18 protein-coding genes are annotated in these 23,279 nt (G+C 65.6%); 8 read left to right on the top strand and 10 right to left on the bottom strand.

All coding sequences use genetic code 11. The annotated features are described in order from the left end of the window. The first annotated feature begins 11 nt into the window (after positions 1 to 11). Together BLU17_RS13735 and BLU17_RS13730 are read left to right on the top strand one after the other, a co-directional pair. Positions 12 to 194, top strand: a complete 183-nt coding sequence (locus BLU17_RS13735; RefSeq protein ID WP_091997279.1) for a hypothetical protein — start codon at positions 12 to 14, stop codon at positions 192 to 194. Positions 195 to 217: 23 nt separating this feature from the next. Continuing rightward, positions 218 to 1,066, top strand: coding sequence for a hypothetical protein (locus tag BLU17_RS13730; RefSeq protein WP_091997277.1), 849 nt, complete (start codon positions 218 to 220; stop codon positions 1,064 to 1,066). Here the strand turns inward: BLU17_RS13730 and BLU17_RS13725 are convergent. Continuing rightward, on the bottom strand, positions 1,059 to 1,247 hold the full coding sequence (locus tag BLU17_RS13725) for a hypothetical protein (RefSeq protein WP_091997275.1): 189 nt from the start codon (positions 1,245 to 1,247) through the stop codon (positions 1,059 to 1,061). The two genes, BLU17_RS13730 and BLU17_RS13725, sit on opposite strands and share 8 nt — an antisense overlap. Positions 1,248 to 1,343: 96 nt before the next feature. Here BLU17_RS13725 and cydD point away from each other — a divergent pair, with 96 nt between their 5' ends. The 3 genes from cydD (at position 1,344) to BLU17_RS13710 (ending at position 7,202) form a co-directional block, all read left to right on the top strand. Further along, positions 1,344 to 3,125 (top strand): thiol reductant ABC exporter subunit CydD, encoded by a 1,782-nt coding sequence (cydD, locus tag BLU17_RS13720; RefSeq protein WP_091997273.1) that lies wholly within the window; start codon positions 1,344 to 1,346, stop codon positions 3,123 to 3,125. Then, positions 3,122 to 4,840: a thiol reductant ABC exporter subunit CydC gene (gene cydC / locus BLU17_RS13715; protein WP_091997271.1), complete on the top strand. Its 1,719-nt coding sequence runs from the start codon at positions 3,122 to 3,124 to the stop codon at positions 4,838 to 4,840. The genes cydD and cydC overlap by 4 nt, the downstream gene beginning before the upstream one ends. Before the next feature lie 397 nt (positions 4,841 to 5,237). Then, positions 5,238 to 7,202 (top strand): c-type cytochrome, encoded by a 1,965-nt coding sequence (locus BLU17_RS13710; RefSeq protein ID WP_176929084.1) that lies wholly within the window; start codon positions 5,238 to 5,240, stop codon positions 7,200 to 7,202. A gap of 273 nt (positions 7,203 to 7,475) precedes the next feature. Here the strand turns inward: BLU17_RS13710 and BLU17_RS13705 are convergent, their stop codons facing one another. Next, entirely contained in the window at positions 7,476 to 8,222 is a 747-nt protein-coding gene (locus BLU17_RS13705; protein WP_091997325.1) for a glucose 1-dehydrogenase, read from the bottom strand. 275 nt (positions 8,223 to 8,497) lie between these two features. Here BLU17_RS13705 and BLU17_RS13700 point away from each other — a divergent pair, with 275 nt between their 5' ends. Beyond that, a complete protein-coding gene (locus BLU17_RS13700) occupies positions 8,498 to 10,039 on the top strand; it encodes a methyl-accepting chemotaxis protein (RefSeq protein WP_091997267.1) in 1,542 nt (513 codons plus the stop codon). A gap of 33 nt (positions 10,040 to 10,072) precedes the next feature. Here BLU17_RS13700 and BLU17_RS13695 read toward each other — a convergent pair whose 3' ends face one another. Beyond that, the gene (locus BLU17_RS13695) at positions 10,073 to 11,308 is read right to left on the bottom strand and encodes a tetratricopeptide repeat-containing protein (RefSeq protein WP_143189247.1); all 1,236 of its coding nucleotides are present in this window, start codon (positions 11,306 to 11,308) and stop codon (positions 10,073 to 10,075) included. A gap of 60 nt (positions 11,309 to 11,368) precedes the next feature. Next, a complete protein-coding gene (locus tag BLU17_RS13690) occupies positions 11,369 to 11,788 on the bottom strand; it encodes a PGDYG domain-containing protein (RefSeq protein ID WP_091997263.1) in 420 nt (139 codons plus the stop codon). Between the two features lie 139 nt (positions 11,789 to 11,927). Here BLU17_RS13690 and BLU17_RS13685 point away from each other — a divergent pair, with 139 nt between their 5' ends. Continuing rightward, the gene (locus BLU17_RS13685) at positions 11,928 to 13,073 is read left to right on the top strand and encodes a hypothetical protein (protein ID WP_143189246.1); all 1,146 of its coding nucleotides are present in this window, start codon (positions 11,928 to 11,930) and stop codon (positions 13,071 to 13,073) included. A gap of 88 nt (positions 13,074 to 13,161) precedes the next feature. Next, the gene (locus BLU17_RS13680; protein ID WP_176929082.1) at positions 13,162 to 16,692 is read left to right on the top strand and encodes a tetratricopeptide repeat protein; all 3,531 of its coding nucleotides are present in this window, start codon (positions 13,162 to 13,164) and stop codon (positions 16,690 to 16,692) included. 158 nt (positions 16,693 to 16,850) lie between these two features. On the opposite strand, the gene BLU17_RS13675 is transcribed toward BLU17_RS13680, so the two are convergent. The 6 genes from BLU17_RS13675 to BLU17_RS13650 all read right to left on the bottom strand — a co-directional run bounded on the left by BLU17_RS13675 (position 16,851) and on the right by BLU17_RS13650 (position 23,169). Then, on the bottom strand, positions 16,851 to 18,146 hold the full coding sequence (locus BLU17_RS13675) for an O-acetylhomoserine aminocarboxypropyltransferase/cysteine synthase family protein (RefSeq protein WP_091997257.1): 1,296 nt from the start codon (positions 18,144 to 18,146) through the stop codon (positions 16,851 to 16,853). 493 nt (positions 18,147 to 18,639) lie between these two features. Further along, entirely contained in the window at positions 18,640 to 19,470 is an 831-nt protein-coding gene (locus BLU17_RS13670) for an ABC transporter permease (RefSeq protein ID WP_425434088.1), read from the bottom strand. After that, positions 19,463 to 20,653: an ABC transporter substrate-binding protein gene (locus BLU17_RS13665; protein WP_091997255.1), complete on the bottom strand. Its 1,191-nt coding sequence runs from the start codon at positions 20,651 to 20,653 to the stop codon at positions 19,463 to 19,465. Before BLU17_RS13665 ends, BLU17_RS13670 begins: the two co-directional genes overlap by 8 nt. 34 nt (positions 20,654 to 20,687) lie before the next feature. Next, positions 20,688 to 21,485, bottom strand: a complete 798-nt coding sequence (locus BLU17_RS13660; RefSeq protein WP_091997253.1) for an ABC transporter ATP-binding protein — start codon at positions 21,483 to 21,485, stop codon at positions 20,688 to 20,690. Then, positions 21,482 to 22,606 carry an acyl-CoA dehydrogenase family protein gene (locus BLU17_RS13655; protein WP_091997252.1) on the bottom strand — a complete coding sequence of 375 codons (1,125 nt, stop codon included), beginning with the start codon at positions 22,604 to 22,606 and terminating at the stop codon, positions 21,482 to 21,484. The genes BLU17_RS13660 and BLU17_RS13655 overlap by 4 nt, the downstream gene beginning before the upstream one ends. Continuing rightward, positions 22,603 to 23,169: a carboxymuconolactone decarboxylase family protein gene (locus BLU17_RS13650; protein WP_091997251.1), complete on the bottom strand. Its 567-nt coding sequence runs from the start codon at positions 23,167 to 23,169 to the stop codon at positions 22,603 to 22,605. Before BLU17_RS13650 ends, BLU17_RS13655 begins: the two co-directional genes overlap by 4 nt. Positions 23,170 to 23,279 lie beyond the last annotated feature (110 nt).

Genomic DNA, 23,279 nt, shown 5'->3' with positions numbered 1-23,279 from the left:
AGGAATCCGTCATGAAAACCTTGATGCATTTTCTGTTGTTCATGGCCGTTGCGGTACTGGCCATCGTGTTCGGCGTGGTGGTCGGCGACTATGGCGCGTGGTACTTCTCCTGGCTCATCGGGACGGCCACGATCGTGCTGTTCGCCGTGGCCGGCGGCGTGCTGTTCGATACGCAGGAGAAGGGGAAAACCTGACGTTGCCGCGCAAGGAGGCATCCATGAAGATTTCGCTTGGGGCACTCGCGGGGCGGTGGAACCGTTCCGAGACATTTGCGTTTTACGATGCCGTCGCGCTTTCGTCAGTCGATGTCGTCTACATCGGTGCCGCCCTTCACGGCCCTCTGGGCGGCCTGCAACAGAGGGACTGCCTTGCCGTCGCGCGCGAACTCGCGTCGGGCGGCAAGGAGGTCGTGCTCTCGGTGCGCGCAGGCGCGGAAGTTCGGGACACCGAAGATTCTCATGCCTGGATCGAGGATTGCGGACTCCCGGTCGAAGTCGGCGACGCGAGGACATTCCGGTTGCTGGCCGGGAAGGTGCCGTTGGTCCTCGGGGCGGCCATGCCGTGCGTGAGCGGTGTGGAGCTCAGGCGGATGGTCGAACTGGGGGCGCGGCGCTGGGTGTTGCCGGCCGTATGCAAGGGCGAGGTCGTGCAGGCACTGGCCTGCGCGGGCGATGCGCGCTGCGAGATCGAACTGCCGGTGCTCTCGCCGCGCCGGTTTGCACGCTGGCAGTGTCGCGTCGAGGTTTGCGGTTATGAAGGATGGCCGCTGCACGCGATGCCGGGTTGCGATCTCGACGCCTCGCCGGACGACACCGCGCCCGACTGGGCGTCCGATCTGGACGAACTCCAGCGGGCGGGCGTGAGTATCCTGCGCGTCACGCCCCGCGATGCGGGGGACGTCGGGCTGTCCCAGACGCTGTGCGAGTGGCTGCGAGGCGACATCGACGCGCAGGCCGCATACGCGGAATATGCCGCTTCTCCCGAACGCAGCCGCGCGCGCGTGAGCGGCGCGCTGCACCCTTGGCAGCGGTGCCTCTTTCAGCGAATCTACGCGGGTGTCAGGTGATCTCGTGTTGTTCCTGTTGCGTGTCGAAGAGTACGCCGCCGGCGGTCGCGAACAACACGATCAACGCCGTACCGATCAGCCACGAGAAGTACCAGAGGCCGTAGTTGCCGACGACGACGCCGAGTACGATGGCACAGACGGCGATCGTGAGGTATAGCGTGAACTGCAGAGCGGTTTTCATTGTGTCTCCCTGTCCCGTCCAGGATCGTGGCGCCGCGCATGGCGGCATCGGCAACCAAGGATTATAGGAGCCGTTGCGCTCACCAGGTATTCGTATATGTCCTCACCACAGGCACAATCCCGGAAAATCGTCGACCGCTGGCTCGCCGGACGCGCCGCGTCTGTTCGCGCCGGCCTCGGCTGCGTCGTCGCGCTCGGCATGGGGTCCGGTTTGCTCGTGATGGTGCAGGCCGCATTGCTTGCCTGGACCCTGAGCGCCGTGGTGATGGACGGAGCGGGGCTTTCCAGCGTGTGGCCCGCGCTCGCCGCCATGCTGCCGGTCTTCGCCCTGCGCTTCGTACTGATCCGGCTGGCGGAGCGCACGGCTTTCACCAGCGCCGCCTCCATGCGGCAGGCGCTGCGCGGGGAGTTGTTGCGCAAGTTGCAGGCGCTCGGCCCGCTTTGGCTGCGCAGCGAAGCGACCGGGGCCCTCGCCACCCATCTCGTCCAGGGTGTCGAGGCGCTCGAGGGCTACTATGCGCGATGGTTGCCGGGACGCGCGCTGACGGTTCTGTTGCCGTTCGCCATCCTCATCGTCGTCTTTCCGGTGGACTGGACTTCGGGGCTCGTTCTGCTGATTACCGCCCCGCTGATCCCCCTCTTCATGATCTTGCTCGGCAAGGCCGCGGCCGAGGCGAACCAGCGGCAATGGAAACTGCTCGCGCGGCTGGGCGCCCGGTTTCTCGACTCCCTGCAGGGCATCACGACGCTGAGGCTGTTCAATGCGGGCCGGCGCGAGGCGGCCGTCGTCGCACGGCTGTCCGAGGCGTATCGCAGCAGCACCATGAAGGTGCTGAGAGTCGCGTTCCTGTCGTCGGTCGTGCTGGAATTCCTCGCGACGCTCGGCATCGCGGTCGTCGCCGTCCTCGTGGGCTTTCACCTTTTCTACGGAAAAATCCCGCTGCTGCGCGGGCTGTTCGTGTTGTTGCTCGCGCCGGAGTTCTATATCCCGCTGCGCACGCTGGGAAGCCAGTATCACGAGCGACTCGACGCGATCGCCGCAGCGGAGCGCATCATGGAAATACTCGATCTCCCCGAGCCGGTCGAAACCGGTGCGCGGCTGCCGTTGCCGGCCGCGAGCGGCTACACCATCCGCTTCGACGACGTGGCGCATGTCTGGCCGACCGGACAAACCGCGCTCGATGGATTGCAGTTCGTCGCGCAAGCCGGATGCATCACGGCGCTGGTCGGGCCGAGCGGCGCGGGCAAGAGCACGGTCCTCAACCTGCTGCTGGGCTTCGCGCGGGCCACGGCCGGAACGATTTCCATCAACGGGCAGCCGCTCGACGCGACCGATCCCGACGACTGGCGCTCGCGCGTTGCATGGGTCCCGCAGCGCGCGCACGTTTTTGCCGGCACGGTGCTGGACAATCTGCTGATCGCCCGGCCCGATGCCGACTTCGCCGCCGTGCGCGCGGCCGCTGCCAGCGCGGGCGCGGACGGGTTCATTCAATCGCTGCCGCACGGGTACGACACGCCGCTCGGCGAGCGAGGCGCGGGGCTTTCGGGCGGACAGATCCAGCGGCTCGCGCTGGCCCGCGCATTCCTGAAGGACGCCCCTGTGCTGCTGCTCGACGAACCGACCGCGAGCCTGGACGCCGAGACCGAGGCGTCGATCCACGATTCGCTGCGCCGCCTCGCGCGCGGGCGGACCGTGCTGTTGATCGCGCACCGGCTCGCGACCGCGGCCCTGGCCGATACGATCGTCGTGATGGAACAGGGGCGGGCCGTGCAGTCGGGAACGCACGAGCAGCTTGCGGCCGCGCAGGGCCTTTATCGTCGGCTCGTCGAGGCTGAAGCCGAAGCCGGCGCAGAAGCCGATGCGGAGGTCCGCACATGAAAACGATCCCACGCACCGCCCAGCCGGCAACCGACGACCGCGCCGTTGCACGCGCCGATCTGCGGCGGCTCCTTGCACTGTTTCGCCCTTACTGGTCGTGGATGGCGGCCGGCGCGGCGTTGTCGCTGGCGACGGTGCTGGCCAACGTTGCGCTGATGGCCGTTGCGGGCTGGTTCATCGCTTCGATGGCGCTGGCGGGCGTCACGCATCTTGCGTTCGACTATTTCACGCCGGCCGCGTTGATCCGCGCCTGTGCGATCGTCCGGACGGGCGGGCGGTATCTCGAGCGTCTCGTCACGCACGAAGCGACCTTGCGGCTGCTCGCGCGGCTGCGCGTGTGGTTCTATGTCCGGATCGAACCGCTCGCGCCGGCCGGGCTCGGACGCCTGCGCGGCGCGGACCTTGCAATGCGCATCCAGTCCGACATCGACAGTCTCAGCAATCTCTATCTGCGCGCGCTCGTGCCCGTGGTCGCGGGCGGTATCGGAACGCTGGTCATTGTCGCGATGGTGTCCGCGTACAGTCTTCCGGTCGCGGCGGTCGCGCTGCTGTTTTTGCTGCTGGCGGGAGCCGTGCTGCCTTGCCTCGGTTTTGCCTCGACGCGCGAACCGGCCCGCGCCGGCATCGCCTTGCGCGCGGAACTGCACGAAACCGTCGTGGACAGTCTGCAAGGTCTGGGCGAGCTCCAGGTCTACGGCGCGGCGCCCGCATACGCCCGAAAGGTCGACCAGCTATCGGGGCAGTTGGTCGGCCAGCAGAGAAAGCTTAGCGATGCCAGGGGAATTTCCCAGGGCGCGCTCGTTGCCTGCGCATCGGTCGCGATGTGGTGCGCGTTGCTGCTCGCCGTTCCCCGGCTCGCGTCTCCTTCGCTGTCGCCCGCCGACGTGGCCATGCTGGCGTTTCTCGTGCTTGCGAGCTTCGAAGCGGTCATGCCGATCCCCACGGCGCTCCAGCTCGTCGGCGAGAGCCTCGCCGCAGCGCGTCGGATCTTCGATCTCGCTGACGCGTCGCCGCCGGTTCAGGACCCGCCCGCGCCTCTCCCGCTTACGGCGCAAAACGATCTGGTGGTGCGCCATCTGGGGTTCCGCTACGACGACACGCTCCCGTGGGTGCTGCGCGATCTTTCGTTCGATCTTCCGGCGGGCGGGCGACTTGCGATAGTCGGGGCAAGCGGCGCCGGCAAAAGCACGCTCGTGCAACTGCTGCTGCGCTTTCTGGAATATCCGACCGGAAGCATTGAACTGGGCGGTGTGGAACTGCGCGAGTGCGCGGCCGAAGCGGTGCGCGCCCGCATTGCCGTGGTTTCGCAGGATACGTATCTCTTCAACGACACGATCCGGGCCAATCTGCTGATCGCGCGCCCCGATGCAGATCAGGCGAGCCTCGAGGCGGCGTGCCGCGACGCGCAGCTGCACGAGTTCATCTGCGGTCTGCCGCAGGGATACGACACGCCGGTCGGCGAAGCGGGCGCGAGGCTGTCGGGAGGGCAGGCGCGGCGGCTTGCGATTGCTCGCGCGCTCCTGCGTGACGCGCCCATTCTGGTGCTCGACGAGCCGACGGAAGGTCTGGACACGGTGACCGGGCAGGCCTTGATGAGCGCCATCGTCAGGCTGATGGCGGGGCGCAGCGTCGTGCTCATTACGCACGAGCTCACGGACGTCAGCCGCGAGTTCGACAGGATTCTCGTGCTGGAGGGATCTCGGGAGACGCATTGACGCCGGAACCGGCGTTCCGCTTCGAACGGCAGATGCCGGGTACCTCAGCGCATGCCCGCGCGGGCTATCGAACAAAGTCGTCGTTTAGAACGATTCGATATATGAATATGAGAAAAAACGATAAGCGCCCGCTTAACTTGACGCCGGACAAAGCCGGCACTGACCAGGATGGGAGAATTATCGCCAGCGCGGGTCTTTTCTGGCGGTTCTCCGCCGGTCCTGCTGAGGCGCATGGCCGTCGTTGACCGCCGCAAACGCGTGTTCCTGCTCTCCCTAAAACAAGAACATCGGGTGTCCTGACAATATGAACCGTCGATTGACGCGCTGGTTTTCGCGCAAGCCTGGAAGGCCACGCGCCTGGGTCTTCGCGCTACTGGCGGCCCTTGGGCAATGCGCGATGGCCGCGCCCGCCCGGACCGCCGACGCCGATCTTGTCGCACATGGCGCCTATGTCGCCCGCGTGGGAGACTGCGTGGCCTGCCACACGGCCCCGGGCGGCAAACCGATGGCCGGCGGGCTTGCGCTGAATACGCCGTTTGGCGCCGTCTACTCGACCAACATCACGCCGGACGAGGCAACCGGCATCGGCCGGTATACCTTCGCAGCGTTCGAACGGGTCATGCGCAAAGGCGTTGCCGCCGACGGGCACAACCTCTATCCGGCCATGCCCTACCCGTCGTACGCGAAGATCACCGACGACGACATGCAGGCGCTGTTTGCGTACCTGAAGCACGGGGTCCAGCCGGTTCGGCAGGCCAACCGCGCGCCCGGCATCGGGTGGCCGTTCAACATGCGTTGGGGCCTTGCGCTGTGGAACGCGCTGTTCCTCGACGACGCGCCTTTCAGGTTCGATCCGGCTCATGACGCGCAGTGGAATCGGGGCGCCTATCTGACGCAGGGCCCCGGACACTGCGGCGCCTGTCACACGCCGCGCGGCATCGCGTTCGAGGAGAAGGCGTTGTCCGATGCGGGCAGCGATGGCCGCCTCTATCTGTCGGGCGCGACGGTGGAGTCGTGGCACGCGATCGACCTGCGCAACCTGTGGACGGTGGACGATCTCGTCGCGCTGCTCAAGACCGGGCAAAACCAGTACACGTCGGCGGCCGGCGGCATGACCGACGTCATTCACCACAGCACGCAGTACATGAGCGACGCCGACCTGAAGGCGATGGCCGTCTACCTGAAATCGCTGCCGGACGGAGCGGCCGGGCCGGCTGCGGAACCCGCACCGGCGGCGGCCGAACCCGCCGGACTTTTCACGTCGAAGGGCGGGCTCGGATACCTGCAGTTTTGCGCTTCCTGTCATCAGACCGACGGACGCGGCTTCGCGTCGGCGTTTCCGCCGCTGGGCGGCAACCCGGCCGTGCTGTCGGATAACCCCGAGTCGCTGATCCACGTTGTGTTGACCGGCTGGAAGTCCGCGCAGACGGCAACGTATCCGCGGGTCTACACGATGCCGGCTTTCGATCAGTTGTCGGACCAGGAGCTTGCCGACATTCTGACGTTCGTGCGTACCGGTTGGGGTGGCCGCAAGGACGCGATCACCGCGTCGCAGATCGGCAAGTTGCGCGGCAGGATCGTGTCCGCTCCGGCCGGCGCGCCGGACTACGCGACGCCGCGTTTTGCGTCGATGCTGGACCAGCCCAACGCCGTGCAGCTCGTGCGCGGCATGCGGCTGAACATGCAGACGAAGGCGCTGCTGCCGCGAAACGTCGGCGACTCGCTGAACTGCGCGAGTTGTCACCTGAACGGCGGGACGGTCGCGCTGGCGTCGCCGTATGTCGGTCTTTCCGCGCAATTCCCCAGCTACGCTTCCCGCGCGGGCAAGGTGATCTCGCTGGCAGACCGCATCAACGGCTGCTTTGTGCGCTCGATGAACGGCAAGGCGCTCCCGGTCGATTCGGCCGACATGAAGGCCATGGTGGCGTACTTCGACTGGATGAAGAACGGCTACCACATGAAGGACAAGATCCCGGGACGCGGCACCGGCAAGATCGACGACACGCTCCGGCCCAATCTCGCGCACGGCAGGCAGGTGTACGCCTCGCAATGCGCCTCGTGTCATGGCGCGAACGGGGAGGGCACGAAGCGCGCCGACGGTTCGTCTGTCTATCCGCCGCTGTGGGGCGACCAGTCGTTCAACATCGGGGCGGGGATGGCGAGACGCTATACGGCGGCGGCCTTCGTGAAGAACAACATGCCGATCGGTGCGCATAACCGGTTCCCGCTGGCCCAGGGCGGACTGAGCGATCAGGACGCGGTCGATGTCGCGGCTTACTTCACCACGCAGCCTCGCGCGGATTTTCCGCCGAAGATCCACGACTGGCCGAACGGCGGCAAACCGAAGGACTCGCGTTATTGAAACCGGCAAGCCGCGATGGAACCGTTCGCTTTCCGTCGCGGGTTTTACTGCCCAGGTAGTTAGCGTTCCTCAGTACGTTAGACGAGCAACGTATCGGTCCACGATCCGCGGATCGGATACGCGACGTTCGCCGTGCCCTCGGGCGCGTACCGCAGACGGACGATTGCGGGGCCCGCATTTGCGGGACTCGCATCATGGCGGGCTAAGGGGCGCGTCCGCTACGGTCGCCGGCCGTGCCCATCCTTCTCGAAGCGGGTTGATCGCCGACCCGACTTACCGCATGCCGCCACTGGCGACGATGTGTTCCCCCGTCAGCCATCCGGCATCGTCCGATGCGAGGAAAACCACGGCCGACGCAATGTCATCGGGCTGCCCCACGCGGCCGAGCGGCGTCTGGCTGATCGCAACGGTCTCCAAATCCGACCCGATGACTCCCGCGCTGTGCGTGCCCTCGGTCACCACCACGCCGGGATTGATCGCGTTCACGCGAATCTTTCGCGGTCCGAGTTCGCGTGCGAGCACGCCGGTGATCGCATCCACTGCACCTTTCGTGCCGCTATAGACGGCGGTCGCCGGCGGCGTAACGGTCGTGACGACCGAACTGACGTTGACGATGCTCGCGCCCTCGCCAAGATGCCTGACGGCCGCCTGCGTGGTGAGCAGTACGCCGAGCACGTTCGTGTCGAACTGCCTGCGGTACTGCGCCTCCGTGATCTCTTCGATCGGCGCGAACTCGTAGATGCCGGAGTTGTTGACCAGTATGTCGAGCCGACCGTACGTTTCGATTGCCGTGTCGACGATATCTTGCGCGCCGGAGGCCTTCGACACGTCGCCGCCCGCGCAAACCGCCTTCCCTCCGGCGGCGGTAATCGCGGACACGACCGCGTCCGCGCCCGCCTTGCTGCTCGCGTAGTTGACGACCACCGAAGCCCCTTCCGCCGCGAGCGCCTTCGCGATAGCCGCGCCGATGCCTTTCGACGCGCCCGTGACAACCGCCACCTTCCCTGCAAGCTTGCCCATCATGTTTCCCCTCAGCATAAGTCGCATCATCGATTGAACCCGGCGTCCTGGCTTGCACGAAGCAATCGGCCGGCACTGAGTGCGAATGTAGAGGTCCGCGCCGCCGCGATAAAGCGGCCTGGCGCGAATTGACTGGCAGGATCAGCCGAACAATCGCGGTTTCCGGCATAGACTCTTTCATGCCGTTGCATCTGCCATGCCCTTCAAATAATCCGCTTCGCGCCGTTATAACGGCTTCGCATGCGCCATTCGGCAGAATTTTCACGAAAACCCCAATGAAGCTTAGCCGTAAGATTCCCCTTGCTTTTGCTGTTTCCCTCACGCTCATGTCGGCGGGCGCGTTCTATGGCATTCATGCCCTCGACCGTGTCATCGAGACTTACCGGACCAGCGTGCAGGACGCCGCCGCGAACGAACGCATGGCGTCGGCGACGCTCGTCGAATTCAAGCTCCAGGTGCAGGAGTGGAAAGACACGCTGCTGCGCGGCAAGGATCCGCAAAAGCTCGAGCACTACTGGAGCGCATTCGAAAAGCGCGAGCGCACCGTCGATGAACTGGCCGCTACGCTCGAAGCGAAGCTGCCTGGGGGTGAGGCGCATACGCTCGTCGTGCAGTTCGCGGCGGCGCATGCCGCGATGGGCCAGGGCTATCGCAAGGGATTCGCCGCGTTCAAGGCGGCCGGCGCCGACCCTGTGGCGGGCGACGCCATGGTTGCGGGCGTAGACCGTGCGCCGGCCATGCTGCTGGACCGCGCCGCGCAGACGATCGCTGCCGACAATGCGCGTATCGCGGCCGGGGCCGCCGCCGACGCGAAACGCGCCACGGTTCTCAGCGCCCTGATCACGGCGCTCGTGTTCGTGCTCGGACTCGCGGGCGGCGTCGTATTCAGCCGCACGGTGACGAAACCGCTCGGCCGCGCGGTGGCATTCGCGCGGGATGTGGCGAACGGCGACCTTTCGACCGACCTCCATGCCCGCGGCGACGACGAGACGGCCGAATTGCTGTCCGCCCTCGCGCAGATGCAGGAAAGCCTCGGGCGCGTGGTGAGCGAAGTCCGCACCAACGCCGAAGGCGTCGCGACAGCGAGTGCGCAGATCGCGGCCGGTAACCTGAATCTGTCGCAGCGCACCGAGGAGCAGGCGGCGTCGCTCGAAGAGACGGCCGCGAGCATGGAGGAGTTGACGTCGACCGTGCGCATGAACGCAGGGAACGCGAAGCAGGCCTCCGGGCTTGCCGGCGCTGCGGCCCGGACGGCCGCGCAGGGCGGCGCGGTGATGCGCGAAGTCATCGGCACGATGCGTTCCATCGCCGACAGCTCGAACAAGGTCGGCGAAATCATCGGACTGATCGACGGCATCGCGTTTCAGACCAACATTCTCGCGCTCAACGCCGCGGTCGAAGCCGCGCGCGCGGGGGAGCAGGGCCGCGGCTTTGCCGTCGTCGCCGGCGAGGTCCGCACGCTCGCGCAGCGCAGCGCGTCCGCTGCACGCGAGATCAAGACGCTCATCGCGCAATCGACCAGGCACGTGGCGGCCGGGTCGTCGCAGGTCGCCGGCGCGGGACAGATCATCGACGAGATCGTCGAGTCGGTCCATCGTGTCACCGGGATCGTTGGCGAAATATCGACGGCCTCCAGCGAGCAGTCCACCGGCATCGAACAGGTGAACGTGGCCGTCACGCAGATGGACGAGGTTACCCAGCGAAACGCGGTGCTCGTGGAAGAAGCGTCGGCCGCGGCGCACGCGCTGGCGGAACAGGCGCACTCGCTACGTCAGTCCGTCGCGGCGTTCAGGCTGCGCGACACCGCGATGGGCTGAACGACGGACGCTCACGTGGCGCTGCCCGCCACGTCAGACTGTCCCGAAAGCGAGTTCCTCCAGTGTTTCCCGGTTCTTCATCCCCTTGAGCCGATCGAGATGCAGGCGCAAATGGCTGACGGTCCTCGACCATTGTCCGCCCCGTGAATCGAGTTGCTTCGCCTTGGTATAAAGCATGGAGGCATTCAGGCTGTCCCCGACCAGCAGCAGGGCTTCGGCGAGCGTAGCCGTCATCCAGTAGCTGACGTGCTGCTCGAGGGCGAGCGTCGGCGTGATTCCCCTTTGATCGAGCAGGTCGAGCGTTGCACGGGCCTTGCCGCGCGCGTCTGCGCTATTGCCGAGCCACAAGGTCGTCGCCGCGACGTTGATCATCAGGTAGTAACTGTCCGAGGCGCCAGGCAAAGTCAGGCCGTAGGTCTGACAGGCCAGCTGCAGGTCGCGGACATTCTTCGTGTGCATCCACTTGTTCTTGTAGGCACCGCCGAGTATGCCGACGGTTTCTGCATCGAGACGCCTCGGATTCCCGTTGCGCAAGGGCAGGAGCAGACGCACGGCCTGGTCGATGTGGCCGGTGCGGCTGAAGTACAGGGCGCGTACCTGGACGACCCGCCGGTTGCGCGGGTAGCGGTCGATGGCGGCCCGGGTGAACGCGTCGGCGTTGGGCGCCTGACAGTCGATCAGCCGTTCGCCCGCAAAGGCTGCCGTGGAGGCATCCGCCAGGAGTGGCGCAAGGGTGTTGTGTGCCGCGAGTGCCAGGATCGCGTCGCGGGTTCCGCACGCGAGCGAGCGCAGCACGGGGGTGCGGCCGGACCAGTCGTTCCAGCCCGGTACGTGTGCGTCACCGGCGCAGGGCGCGGCGGCCAGATACCATTCGATCCAGATCTGCAGCAGGGCGACGAGGGTGGCTTCCTCGTCCGCGCTGATCGGCCGCTCCAGATGGCGCGCTTCGTTTGCCAGTCTTCGAATGGCATGGCCGCACAGCAGGACCCCGTCGTCGATTCTGCCGGTGAGCGCCAGTGCATCGAGGTTCTCGATCACCGTTTCCGCCGGACGGAGGCGGAAAGCCTGCATGGCGTTGGCTGCCAGTCCTTCGAGCATGCGGCCGGCGTAAAACGCCACGGCGTCGGGCAGGCAGACCGTCTGCAGTTTGGCCAGCTTGGCGAGTTCGTCGAGCAGGGTTTCTGCCCCGACGCGAACCTGCCCGCACAGGCTCAGGACCGGTACATCGGGAAGGTGCCACGTTACCGGCAAGGAAGAAGGTGACGTCATTGTGAATACTGGCGTACGGGTTTGAGGCGGCGAGTTCTGCGGCGCGCGAACGCCGCGACGTCAGTCCAGGGCTACGTATGTTTTCGCGAAGATACTTTCCGCCACGATGGACTGATCCGCCGGTGCATATTGCACGAGCCAGTCCCCGGCCTTGCCTCGCAATACGCCACGTGCGCCCAGCGTGACTTCGAACTCGTCGGTCATCTGTTTGGCCCACACCACATTGGCCCTGCGGCGATAGTGTCCCGATTGCCCCTGGATGGTGGGCGGGACCGCGATATAGGCCGTATCGAAATGCTCGCGGCCGACCGGCCAGCGATCGCCGGCAGGCCCTGTCACCAAGGCATCGCCGGGCGCGTAGGCGATGTCGCCTTCGAGTGTCGCCAGCACGCCGCTGGCGGATGCGATCTCGACGAGAAGCGTGTCCTGCCGCTTCGAGTAGCGACGGGCATTGGCGTCGCACGAGAGATCAGGTTTCATGGTTCTTTTGAATGAGCCGGGCCGGTTTTGGGGAAAGATTTACGGCGTCCGTGGACAATGCTACGCTCGACCGGCTCGCCGGCAACGACCGGCGGTGGTATTGCGCCAATTATTATTTCACATATAAGACATCTCGCAGATGCGCCTGGTAGACCAAATTTGCAAAAACGTATGGATAACGTTTCGTCGCTGCTTCGGGGGGGAGCCGGCCATTCCGGACAGGGTTGCCGCGTCCGGCGCGCGCTACTTGCATGTCTTGCCCGCAGTGGCGCTGCCGGAGTCGATCGACAGGAGGATCAAGCATGCGCTCGCACGGCGGGAGGTCATTTCCGAACGCTATGCGATGCGTTATCGCAGCGGCTTCCTGATCAATTTCGGTCTCGGCGTCGTGGCCGTGGCTGCGGCTGCGGCTGCCCTTCCGCTGGTGCTCCCGGAAGAATTCGCGCATGCCTACGGTTGGGCGTGCACGGTTCTTGAAGCCGTCTGCATCCTGTGCATCCTTTTCGTCTATATGCTCGGCCGGGAGCATGCGGGCGCTCACCGGACGTCTGACGCCGGGCGAGGCGCCCGGGCGCACGCCTGCACGAAACGCCCTTTTCGCGCGTGGCTGGCCCGGCACGGCCTGGCGCTCGATCAGGCGTGGCGGCGGAAATGGGTGACGAACCGCGTTCTGACCGAGCAACTGCGCTATGCCGGGCTGCTGCTCGCGCTCCCTGGTGGTCCGGTCGATGTCCAGCCGCTCTCCGGAGCGTTCCTCGACAAGCGCTTCACGGACCCGTTCATCGACTGGTACCGGGGAATCGCCGGGGCCGTTCCGAAGACCCGGGTATCGGCGGAAGGCGTGACGCACTATTGCGCCTACAGTCTTGCGATCATCGACCAGCAACGTATCTATCACGCCATCAACGCGGCGCGATGCGAGCGCATCCATCATCGCCTGCATCGAATCGCGTTCCGATGCTTCCTCGCCACGATTGCGATCTGCCTCGCGCATTTCTTCTGGCATTCGCCCTGGTTGTCGTTCTTCGCCGTCATGCTGCCGACCGTGGCTGCGGCTTGTCACGGCATTGTGAGTGCCGGCGAATTTGCCACGCTTCACCAGCAGTCCGAAGAGATGTGCGAGGAACTGACCGTGCTGCGTGACCAGATAGCAGGGATCGGCGCCAATGGCGAGCCGGGCGCCGAGCAGTTGCACAACGCCATTCAGGCGTTTTATCGCCTGGTGACAGGGGAAGCCGCGGGGTGGCATGTTGCGCTGCGCACCAAGGATATTCACGCGGGCTAGCCGCTACGCGCGCGTTGCAAGCCGTTCAGTCCTGCAGATCCGTCGATCATGCAGGCAAATAAAAACACGAAGTCTTCGGGGAAAACGGATGTCCGGGGTCAATGGCACGCAGGGCCAAAATGCAAACTCGTTGTCATCGGCATGCCCGTATTGCGGCAGCGCCGACCTGGTCTTCAAAAGCAAGGTGGCGTTGTGGGAATGCCAGCAATGCGAGCAACGCTTTCCGGGATCGGCCGGAACGCCCGCCAATCGTTCGGATAGCCAGGCGACCCGTCCACAGTACATTTTCTTCAGCTACGCCCACGACGAGAACCGCGAGCTGGTCGAGATGTTCAAGGCCGATCTCGAGAAGCGCGGACACCGGATCTGGTTCGACGCGAAGGACATCGGCACCTGGGATAACTGGAAAGGAAGCATTACCCGCGGGATCGACTCCAGCAACATGATGGTGGCGTTCATGTCCCGACACGCCCTGCGCGATCCGGGCGTGTGCCGGAATGAAATTGCGCTGGGACTCAACCGTTTTGGCACGGTATATCCGGTCGTTCTCGAAGCCGCCCTGGAAAACGATATTCCGCTCACATTGCGGGAGCTTCAATGGCCGGATCTGCACGAGTGGCGCGATATCCGCGCCGGCAATGTGCCGGGCGTGGAATGGAACCGCTGGTACGAGTCGCATCTGATTGAACTGATCGGCAAGATCGAAGGCGAGGCGGGCGCTTATGCAAGCGAGATCGAAGCCCTTCGCGATGTTCTGCGGCCGACCGGCTTCGAGTCGCGCATTGCCGAACATCTGGAAGACTTCGTCGGCCGACAGTGGGTGTTCGATGCCTATCAACATTGGGTGGATCATCAACCGGCATCGCGGCTTTTCTGGATCAAGGCGGGCCCCGGGACCGGCAAAACGGCACTGGCGGCCAATCTGGCCACACGCAATCGAAATACCGTCGTGGCGAACTGGTTTTGCAGCACCAACGGCGCGGCGTTGCGCAGCCCCGAGCGGGCCGTGCGGAGTCTGGCGTATCAGCTCGCGCTGCGGCTGGAAGACTACAGGGTGCGTTTGCTGCGCGCGCTGGGCATCAGTGCGCATTCGGTGGCCGATCGACTGGACGACAGCCGCAAGGCGCTGGACAAGCTGAATCCCCATGAGTTGCTCGACCTGCTGGTCATCGAGCCGCTGGGCAAGGATCAACTGATCTGGCGCGAGCACAAGCTGGTCATCCTGATCGACGCGCTGGACGAAGCGACGGATGAGGCGGGCAACAATCCGCTGGCGGACTTTATTGCCCAGGATCTGGGTCGATTGCCCGACTGGGTTGGGCTGGTTGTGACGAGCCGCCCGGAATCCGCCGTCGTGTCGCGACTCCAGCGATACAGACCCTTCGAGCTTGATGCTCAGGATGAGCGAAACCGGGCGGATCTGCGGGAGTGGTATGCGCGGCATCTGGCCAACCGGCCGGAAATTCTGGCCATGCCGGCTGCGCAGCAGCAGCGGATGCAAACGCTGCTGATCGAGCGGAGTGAAGGCATGTTTCTGTACCTCGTCGAGGTCGAACGCGGATTGCACGACCAGGTGCTGGATCCGGGGCAGCTCCAGACAATCGATGCGGGCGTGCCTGGGCTGAACAGTCTCTATCAATTGAGCTTTCAGCGTCGATTCGGGCGCGCGCCCGAACATTACGAAGACGGGGTTCGGCCCCTGCTCCGGCTGCTTGTGGCTGCGGGCGATCCGTTGCCAGAGAGTCTGGCCATTGAGGTGTTGCAATGGAGCCAGGAGCAGTTCCACAAACAGCGCCGGGCGTTAGGAAGCTACGTGATCGACTCGCGGCTGGGCATCTCCGTGTTTCACAAGACCTTGATCGAATGGCTAACGGACTCGGAGAACAATGCTTTCTTCGTCGATGCGCGGGAAGGGCGTCAGGCGATCGCGGACGTTCTGTTTCGTGAGTTGACCGGGAAAGCCGCGTATCACGTAAGGTGGCATACGTGCGCAGCAAGCTGGTTGCCAAAGTGGTTGCCGACGCTGAGCCAGCGCGGCCAGATCAAGGCGAGTCACGATCTCGCCGTTTATCTCGATGCTTATGGCCGCTATGGCGATGCCGTGGGAGTCTTTCGGCGGATTGCAGAAAATGTTTCGTCATCGTCTGCCGAAATTGACCAAAACGCCGTGCCTTTGATTAATTTCGCCTGCACGCTCGTACGAAACGGTGATCTTGGGGAAGCGGAGAAGTTATTTCGCCGGCTATGGGCCGCCTATACCGACAAAGGCTCCATTCCCGAAGAAGTCCTGTTTGGTCTCGCCTATGTGGCAGACGCGCTAAATCGTCTTGAGGAAGCCGGGCAGCTATATCGCATGCTGCTGGAAATGAACCGGAATACATTGCGCGCGGCGGACCCGCACATGATCGAAAATCTCAACAATCTGGCGGGCGTTGAGGAAGCGTTGGGGCATGTCGAGGTCGCCGAAAAGCTGGCCCGCGAGGCGATAGAGCTGGTACAAGCATTGCCGGACGAACATTTTCTTGCTCCGGCACCGTACAACACACTAGCGAACATCCTGGCAAATCAGCGGCGCTATGCAGAAGCCGAACCTCTGTATAGAAAGGCGCTCGATCTGGCAAAGACCGGATTGCCGTCCGGTCATCCCATGATTGCATATAGCTTAAATAATCTTGGACACGTATTAAGCTATCAAGGCCAGAAGGCGGAGGCCGGGCAGCTATATCGTCAGGCGCTGGACGTCACTTCCGGGACGCTGCCGGCCGCACATCCCGACAGGATTGGAACCATGGCCAATCTGGCAAGTGCACTGGTGGCGCAAGATAAATACGATGAAGCGGAAAAGCTCTGCCGAAGCGCCATGGACCTTGCTGAAGGGGCGCAGATACCTGCGGGCACATTGGGTGTGGTTAAACACACTCTCGGCAACCTGTTCTATCAGCAGGGGCGATATGCCGAGGCGGAGCCGTTCTACCGTCAGGCGCTGGAACTGGAAAAAGAGGCGTGCTCGAACAATGACGAGCAAATGGTCGGTAGCCTGATTACCCTTGCCGATGTTTTGGACAAGCAAGCACGCTATTCCGAATCGGAGCCGCTCTATCGGCAGGCCTTGGCGTTGAGGGAAAAGCTGACCCCTGATGCGAAGGCCGAGATCGCTACCTTGCAGAATAGCCTTGCGACCACCCTGTTCAGGCTTGGGCGTCATGAAGCTGCCGAGCCGTTGTATCGGCTCGCGCTAAGGATGAGACGCGATGCGCTGCCCGCAAGCAGTCCCCTCCTGGCTTCGAGTTTGAACAACCTGGCGCAGATCCTTTTCAAACTCGGGTCTGTAGACGAGGCAGAAAGTTTGCATCGCGAGGCATTGGCGCTGCGACAGCAGTTTCTGCCGGAGGGCGACGCTGCGACCGCCGCCAGCATGCATAAACTCGCAACCGTGCTTGAGCACAAGGCGCAGTACGGCGACGCCGAGCGCCTCTATCGCGAGGCCTGGGAGCAAAGATCGGTTGCCCTGCCCACCGGACATCCCGGGATCGAAGAGAGCCGAAAGGGCTTGATCCGGGTACTCAACGAGCAAGGTCGCGCCAGTGAAGCGGACTGCCTTGCGGCATCCCGATCGTAAGAGAGGTGCGCAGGACCGCTTGTTCCATGCGTTCATCTGCGTGCCGCGTGCACGCAGAAATCCGATCCCGCTGTCCAGGTCGTGGAGCCGGTCGTATCGGCAGACAATTGCTTTCAGACGCTTTCAGACGATCTCACGCCGGCTCTTTCGTCTCCTCGTCAGACGCGCGCCAGCGCCTGGTCGAGATCCGCAAGCAGATCGTCGATATGTTCGATGCCGAGCGACAGACGCACGGTCTCCTCGCTCACGCCCGCCTTGCGTAATTCCTCGGCCGAAAGCTGACGATGCGTCGTCGACGCGGGGTGCGTGGCGAGCGATTTCGCGTCGCCGATGTTGACGAGACGCGTGAAGAGTTGCAGCGCATCCTGGAACGCCGCGCCACCCGCGCGGCCGCCCTTCACGCCGAAGGTGAGAATGCCGGGCCCGCGCCCGGAAAGATACCGCTTCGCCAGCGCGTGATCGGGATGCTCGGGCAGCCCCGCATAGTTCACCCACTCGACGCGCGCGTGCCCCTTGAGAAATTGTGCGACCTTGAGCGCGTTGTCGGTGATCCGTTCGAGCCGCAGCGCGAGCGTTTCGATGCCTTGAAGGATCTGAAACGCGTTGAACGGTGAAATCGCCGCGCCGGTATTGCGCAGCGGCACGACGCGTGCGCGGCCGATATAGGCGGCCGGTCCGAACGCTTCCGTGTAGACCACGCCGTGATAGCTCACGTCGGGTTCGTTCAGGCGCTTGTAGCGGACCTTGTGTTCCGCCCACGGAAACTTTCCTGAATCGACGATGGCGCCGCCGAGGCTGGTGCCGTGACCGCCCAGATACTTCGTGAGCGAATGCACGACGATGTCGGCGCCGTGCTCGAACGGACGCAGCAGATAAGGCGAAGGCACCGTGTTGTCGACGATGAGCGGAATTCCGTGCCGGTGTGCGATTTCCGCAAGTCGCGCGATGTCGGTGATATTGCCGAGCGGATTACCCACGGACTCGGCGAAGATCGCCTTGGTTTTCGCGTCGATGAGCGGCTCGAACGACTCCGGTTCGCGCGGATCGGCGAACCGCGTGGTGATGCCCGAAAGCGGCAGCGTGTGCGCGAACAGGTTGTAGGTGCCGCCATAGAGCGTGCTGGCGGAGACGATGTTGTCGCCGGCTTCGGCAATGGTCTGGATCGCATAGGTGACCGCCGCCTGACCGGAGGCGAGCGCGAGGGCGGCTATGCCGCCTTCGAGCGCGGCGACGCGCTGCTCGAGCACGTCCTGGGTCGGATTCATGATGCGCGTGTAAATGTTGCCCGGCACCTTGAGATCGAACAGGTCGGCGCCGTGCTGCGTGTCGTCGAAGGCATAGGCGACCGTCTGATAGATCGGCACCGCAACCGCGCGCGTCGTCGGGTCGGGCCGATAGCCGCCGTGTACGGCAAGTGTTTCGAGGCGCCAGTCGGGCTTCTTCGGTTCCGTCATTTCACCACTCCGTAAAAAGGATTGACTTCATGTGTTCGAGCACGGCGTGGGCAGCGCGCGCCTCGCCTGCGCATATCGTCGCAATCGGACCGCTCGCGCGGATCGTGCCGTCCGCCCGACTCCCTGGCGCGGGGCGATCCGAGGCTCGATGCATTCCGGCATCGCGCCGTCAATGAGATCGAGCGCTTGCGGCGTGCCCCTTGTGCATGCGATTGTAAGGCGCAACGGCGATGCGCTTTAGCATTGTTTCGCGTTTGTTTAGCCAGGCAACATGATTGGCGCTGTTCGGGGGCGCAAGTGAGCATCCACGGACGCCCGTCGTCGAGCATCGGGTGTTCGATGTGATCGAGCAGCTAGCCGCGCGGTGGTTTTATTTCGGAGTCCGTTTCGAAATGCATGGCGTGACACGTGACGCGTGACAGCCATCCCGCCGCCTGCCAGGATGGCCGCGATCCCGCCACGGACATCGCGCATCGCGACGCTAGCGTTCGCGTCATGCTTCGCGCTGCGCGCCGAAGCGGCGATAAAGCTGCCGCGCCGCATAGTCGAGCAGGAAGCCCAACGCGCCGATCACGAGCACGACTGCCATCAGCTCCGAATACGCGAGGCGGTCGCGCGTATCGAGAATCAGGTAGCCGAGCCCCGAGCTCACGCCGAGCATTTCGGCGGGCACGAGTACGATCCATAGCACGCCGATGGCGAGGCGCACGCCCGTGAGCACGTGCGCGGCGACGCCCGGCACGTAGATGTGCCAGAGCATTTCGGCGCGGGTCGCCGCGAGGCTTTCGCCGAGCTGGATCCAGCGTGCGTCGATGTGCTGCACGCCCGACGCCGTGCTCATGACGATGGGCCAGACCGCCGCGAACGCGAGCAGGAAGTAGACGGGCGGATCGCCCACGCCGAGCGACATCACGGCGATCGGCATCCACGAAAGCGGCGAGATCATGCGAAGGAACTGCAGCGCGGGCGAGAGCGCCGTTTCGAGCGTCTTGACGCGGCCGATCAAAAAGCCGAGCGGCACGCCGATCGCCATTGCGCAGGCGAGACCGACCCCAATGCGCCGCAGGCTCGCGCCGGCATGCGCGAACAGCCTGTCGTCGACGACCAGCGAAGGGAAGGTTTGCAGCGCCGCGAGCGGCCCGAATTGCGCGGCGAGCGCGTTGCGGCCCGCCAGCATCGCCACGCCGAGCCACCAGAGCGCGAGGATCGCCGCGAGCCCGAGCATGCCGAGCGACACGCGCGCGAGACGGCGGCGCGCGCGCCCGCCGTTGCCTTGCGTGGCGCCTTCGGGTGCGTTGCCGGAACGGACGGGCAGGCTAGACAACGATCGTCTCCGTGCGCGCGTATGTTGCGGGCAATCCGAAGGTTTTCATGCCGCCCACGGCCTCGATGCTCTTCTTCACGAAGCGGTCGTCGACGAGGTCGCGCGCCACGAACGCCGGATCGAGCGCGTTGATGAACTGCCCGTTGCCTTCGACCTGCGTCGCCTTGAGCCGCCGCACGAGCTCTTCCGTGTACGCGGGATACGGATACGGCTGGAAGTCGATGCGCTTCTCGTGCCAGTCGCCGTGAACGATGGCGCGGTCGGCGAGATAGCGCGCTTCGTCGGCGGGGGCGGGCGCCAGTACGCTTTGCAGGATGCCGGCGGCGTGAGGCGTGTAGTGATTCGCGCCGCTCCTGGAGAGCAGTTGCGCGGCTTCCTGCGGATGCGCGCGCGTCCACACCTGGGCCTGCACGATCGCATCGACGACTTTCTGCGACCACGCGGGCCGCTCGGCGAGATCGCGCTCGTGCATGAATACGACGCAGCATGCATGATCGCGCCATACGTCGCCCGTGAAGCGCAGGATCTTGCCGACCTTGAGCGCCTCGGCGGCGGCGTTGAACGGCTCCGCGACGATGAAACCCGCGATCTGTTTCGCGGCCAGCGCGGGCGGCATGTCGGCAGGCGCCATCACGACGAGGCGCACCTCGTTGGGCTTGAGCGCGCCGTCCTTCGTGAGCACGGGCACGAGCCCTTGCGCGCGCAGCATGTCTTGCAGCACGACGTTATGGATCGAATACCAGAACGGGACGGCGACGGTCTTGCCGCCGAGGTCCGCGAGCTTGCCGATCTCCGCCGCGACCGTGAGCGCCGAGCCGTTCACGTGATTCCACGCCACGACTTTCGCGGGCGCATGGCTGCCGTAGCGCGCCCAGATCGTCATCGGCGAGAGCAGGTGGACGACGTTGACCTGACCGGAGAGGAACGCCTCGACGAGCTGCGCCCAACTGCGCAGCAGCGTCGGTTTTTCGACCTGCAAGCCCGCTTGCGCGAAATAGCCGTTGTTGTGCGCGACAAGCAGAGGCGCGGCGTCGGTAATGGGCAGATAGCCGATGCGTAGCGGCGCGTCTGGTTCGCTCGCCGCGCGCGCATCGAGTGCGCCGAGCAGAGGCGCGGCGCCCGCGACGGTGAAAAGCGATGCGAGCTTGAGCCACTCGCGGCGGGTCATCGGAAGCTGGCACATGCGGTGGTCGTCCTCTTGCTGGTTGATGCGGAAGTCAGGGCAGCGGCGCGGCGGTGCGCGCCATCGATTCGTGCAACGCGCTCACGAGGCGCACGCGCAGCGCGCCGAGCGCTTCGACGTGCGTTTCGCGCGGCTCGGGCACGTCGATCGCGAGGTCGAGCGCGATGCCGCCGCGCCCGAGCACGCAGACGCGGTCGGACACGAGCAGCGCCTCGTCGATGTCGTGCGTGACGAGCAGCGTCGCGGCCTGCGTGGCGCGCACGACCTGCGCGAGCAGGCGTTGCATGTCGGCGCGCGTCACTTCGTCGAGCGCGCCGAACGGCTCGTCGAGCAGCAGCGTGCGCGGCTCGCGCGCGAGCGCCCGGGCGAGCGCGGCGCGCTGCGCCATGCCGCCCGAAAGCTGGCGCGGCGCGAGATGCGCGGCATGCGCGAGGCCCACGGCTTGCAGCGCCGCGCTCACGCGCGCCTGGCGCACGCCGCGCGCGAGCGCCGGCTGGCGGCGGAAGTTCAGGCCGAACGCCACGTTGCGCTCGACCGAAAGCCAGGGCAGCAGGCACGGGTCCTGGAACGCGAGCGCGACATCGGGGCGCGTGCCGTCGAGCCGCGTTCCGTCCACGCGTACCTCGCCTGCCACGGGGGCGATCAGCCCGGCGGCGATGCGCAGCAGCGTGGACTTGCCCGCGCCGCTCGCGCCGAGGATCGAAACGAGCTCGCCCGCGCGCACGTCGAGATCGACGCCGTCGAGCACGTTGCCCTGTTGCCAGCCCATGCGGATGCCGCGCAACGCGATGCGCGGCGTGCCGGCGGCGTGAGCGTGAACGCCGCCGCTCATGCGGCCTCGCCGCGCCGATGCTGCGCGAGCTGGTTTTTCAGTTGCACGAGCGTCGGCGTGACGATGGGCACGAACGCGGCTTCGCGGCTGCGGCGCGCGGTGTCGTTCGCGCCCCGCTGCGCGTCAGGCGAGCGCAAATAGCCGCGTCCGCCGGCCGCCTGCACGTCGAGGCGCGCGGCGCCCGCGACCACGTCTGCCAGACCGATGCGCACTTCGAATTGCGCGGCGGGCTGTGCGACGAACGCGCCGCTCGTCACGCCTTCGTAGAGGCGCGTGGTCAGCGCGTCGAGTTCGCGGCGCAACGCGGCGGCGTCGTCGGCGAGCGCGGCGCGCACGGCGGGGCTGCTCGTATCGACGGATTCGAGCGCGCGGCGTGCAAGCCCGATCGACATCCCGCATTGCAGGCCGAGGAACGCGGGACGGGCGCGCGCGAGGAAGGCGTGCGTGTCGGCGGCGATCTGCCAGCCCGCGTCGAGTTCGGTGTTCGCGAGGGTGAGCGCCGCCGTGTTGCTGCCGCGCAGGGCGATCAGGTCGAGGTCGTCGCCGCGGGTGACGCCCGGCGCGTCGTGCGGCACGGCGAAGATCGCGGGCGGCGCGCCGTCGTGACGATCGAACGCGGCCGCCACCAGAAAGCCTTCGCGGCGCAGGTTCGTGATCCATGGCAATGCGCCGTCGAGCGCGAAGCGCGTGGCGTCGGCATCGAGCGGCGCGGCGCGCATCTGCAACGGCTCGATCGCGCTGAGATATTTCATCGCGTTCGACAGACCGGTCGCGCCCGCGCGCTCGCCGGCGAGCAGCGGCGGGAGCCAGCGTGCGCGCAGGGCCGCGTTGTCGCTTTGCAGCAGGTATTCGACGAACGTGCGCTGCCCCCAGAACACGAATGCGCTCGCCAGCGAAAGGCGCGCGACGGCGGCGATTGCCTCGATGGCGTCGACGGTCGTGCCGCCTGCGCCGCCCAGCGCAGGCGCCACGCCCACGCGAAAGAGCCCCGCGCGGGCGAGTCGCGGCACGATCTCGCCTGCGTGATTGTCGTGCTGCGCGTTGGCGTCGATGGCTTCGGCGTGCGCGTCGAGCCACGCCGCGAGATCCGCGGGCAGGATGTGGACCGGCGCGGCCGTCATGCTGCGTGCGCGCCCGCTTCCCAGCGATAGGCGGCCAGTTGAGGATTCAGCTCGTTTTGCGCGAGATTGTTCGCGAAGTTGCAGAGCGTCGCGAGGCTCACGCCGAGCACGACTTCGAGCGCGTTGGCGTCGCTGAAACCGGCAGCGCGGAACGCGGCGAGCGCGGCGTCAGGCACCGCGCCGCGCGTGGCGATCACCTCGCGCGCGAATGCGGCGACGGCGTCGAGACGCGCGTCGCCGCCCGGACGGCCCTCGCGCAACGCCTGGACGACGGCTTCGGGCAACTGCGCCTTCTTGAGCGCGACGGCCGTGTGACCCGCAACGCAAAAGCCGCAGCCATGAATCGCGGCGGCGGTGATCTGCACGGCTTCGCGCTCGGCGAGCGTGAGGCCGCTGCGGCCGTTGATCTCGCCGACGCTCAGATACGTTTCGAGCGCGACGGGCGCATTGGCGAGCGAGGCGACGAGATTCGGCAGAAAGCCGTTCGCGGCCTGCGAGCGCTCCAGAAACGGGCGGCTCGCTTCAGGCGCGCTCTCGATGGTGTGCAGCGGCAGACGGCTCATGTCGGTTCCTCGCAGATTCGATGAAAAGTGCCTTGATTATGGTGTTGCGTGCGGCGGCGAACAATGCGCGCGCGTCTGCGATTCATGCGGATTTGTCTTGCGTGCGGGGC

This window comes from Paraburkholderia lycopersici (assembly GCF_900096975.1).
GTDB classification, from domain to species: Bacteria; Pseudomonadota; Gammaproteobacteria; order Burkholderiales; family Burkholderiaceae; genus Paraburkholderia; species Paraburkholderia lycopersici.
This window is presented reverse-complemented; position numbering and strand designations above follow the sequence as displayed.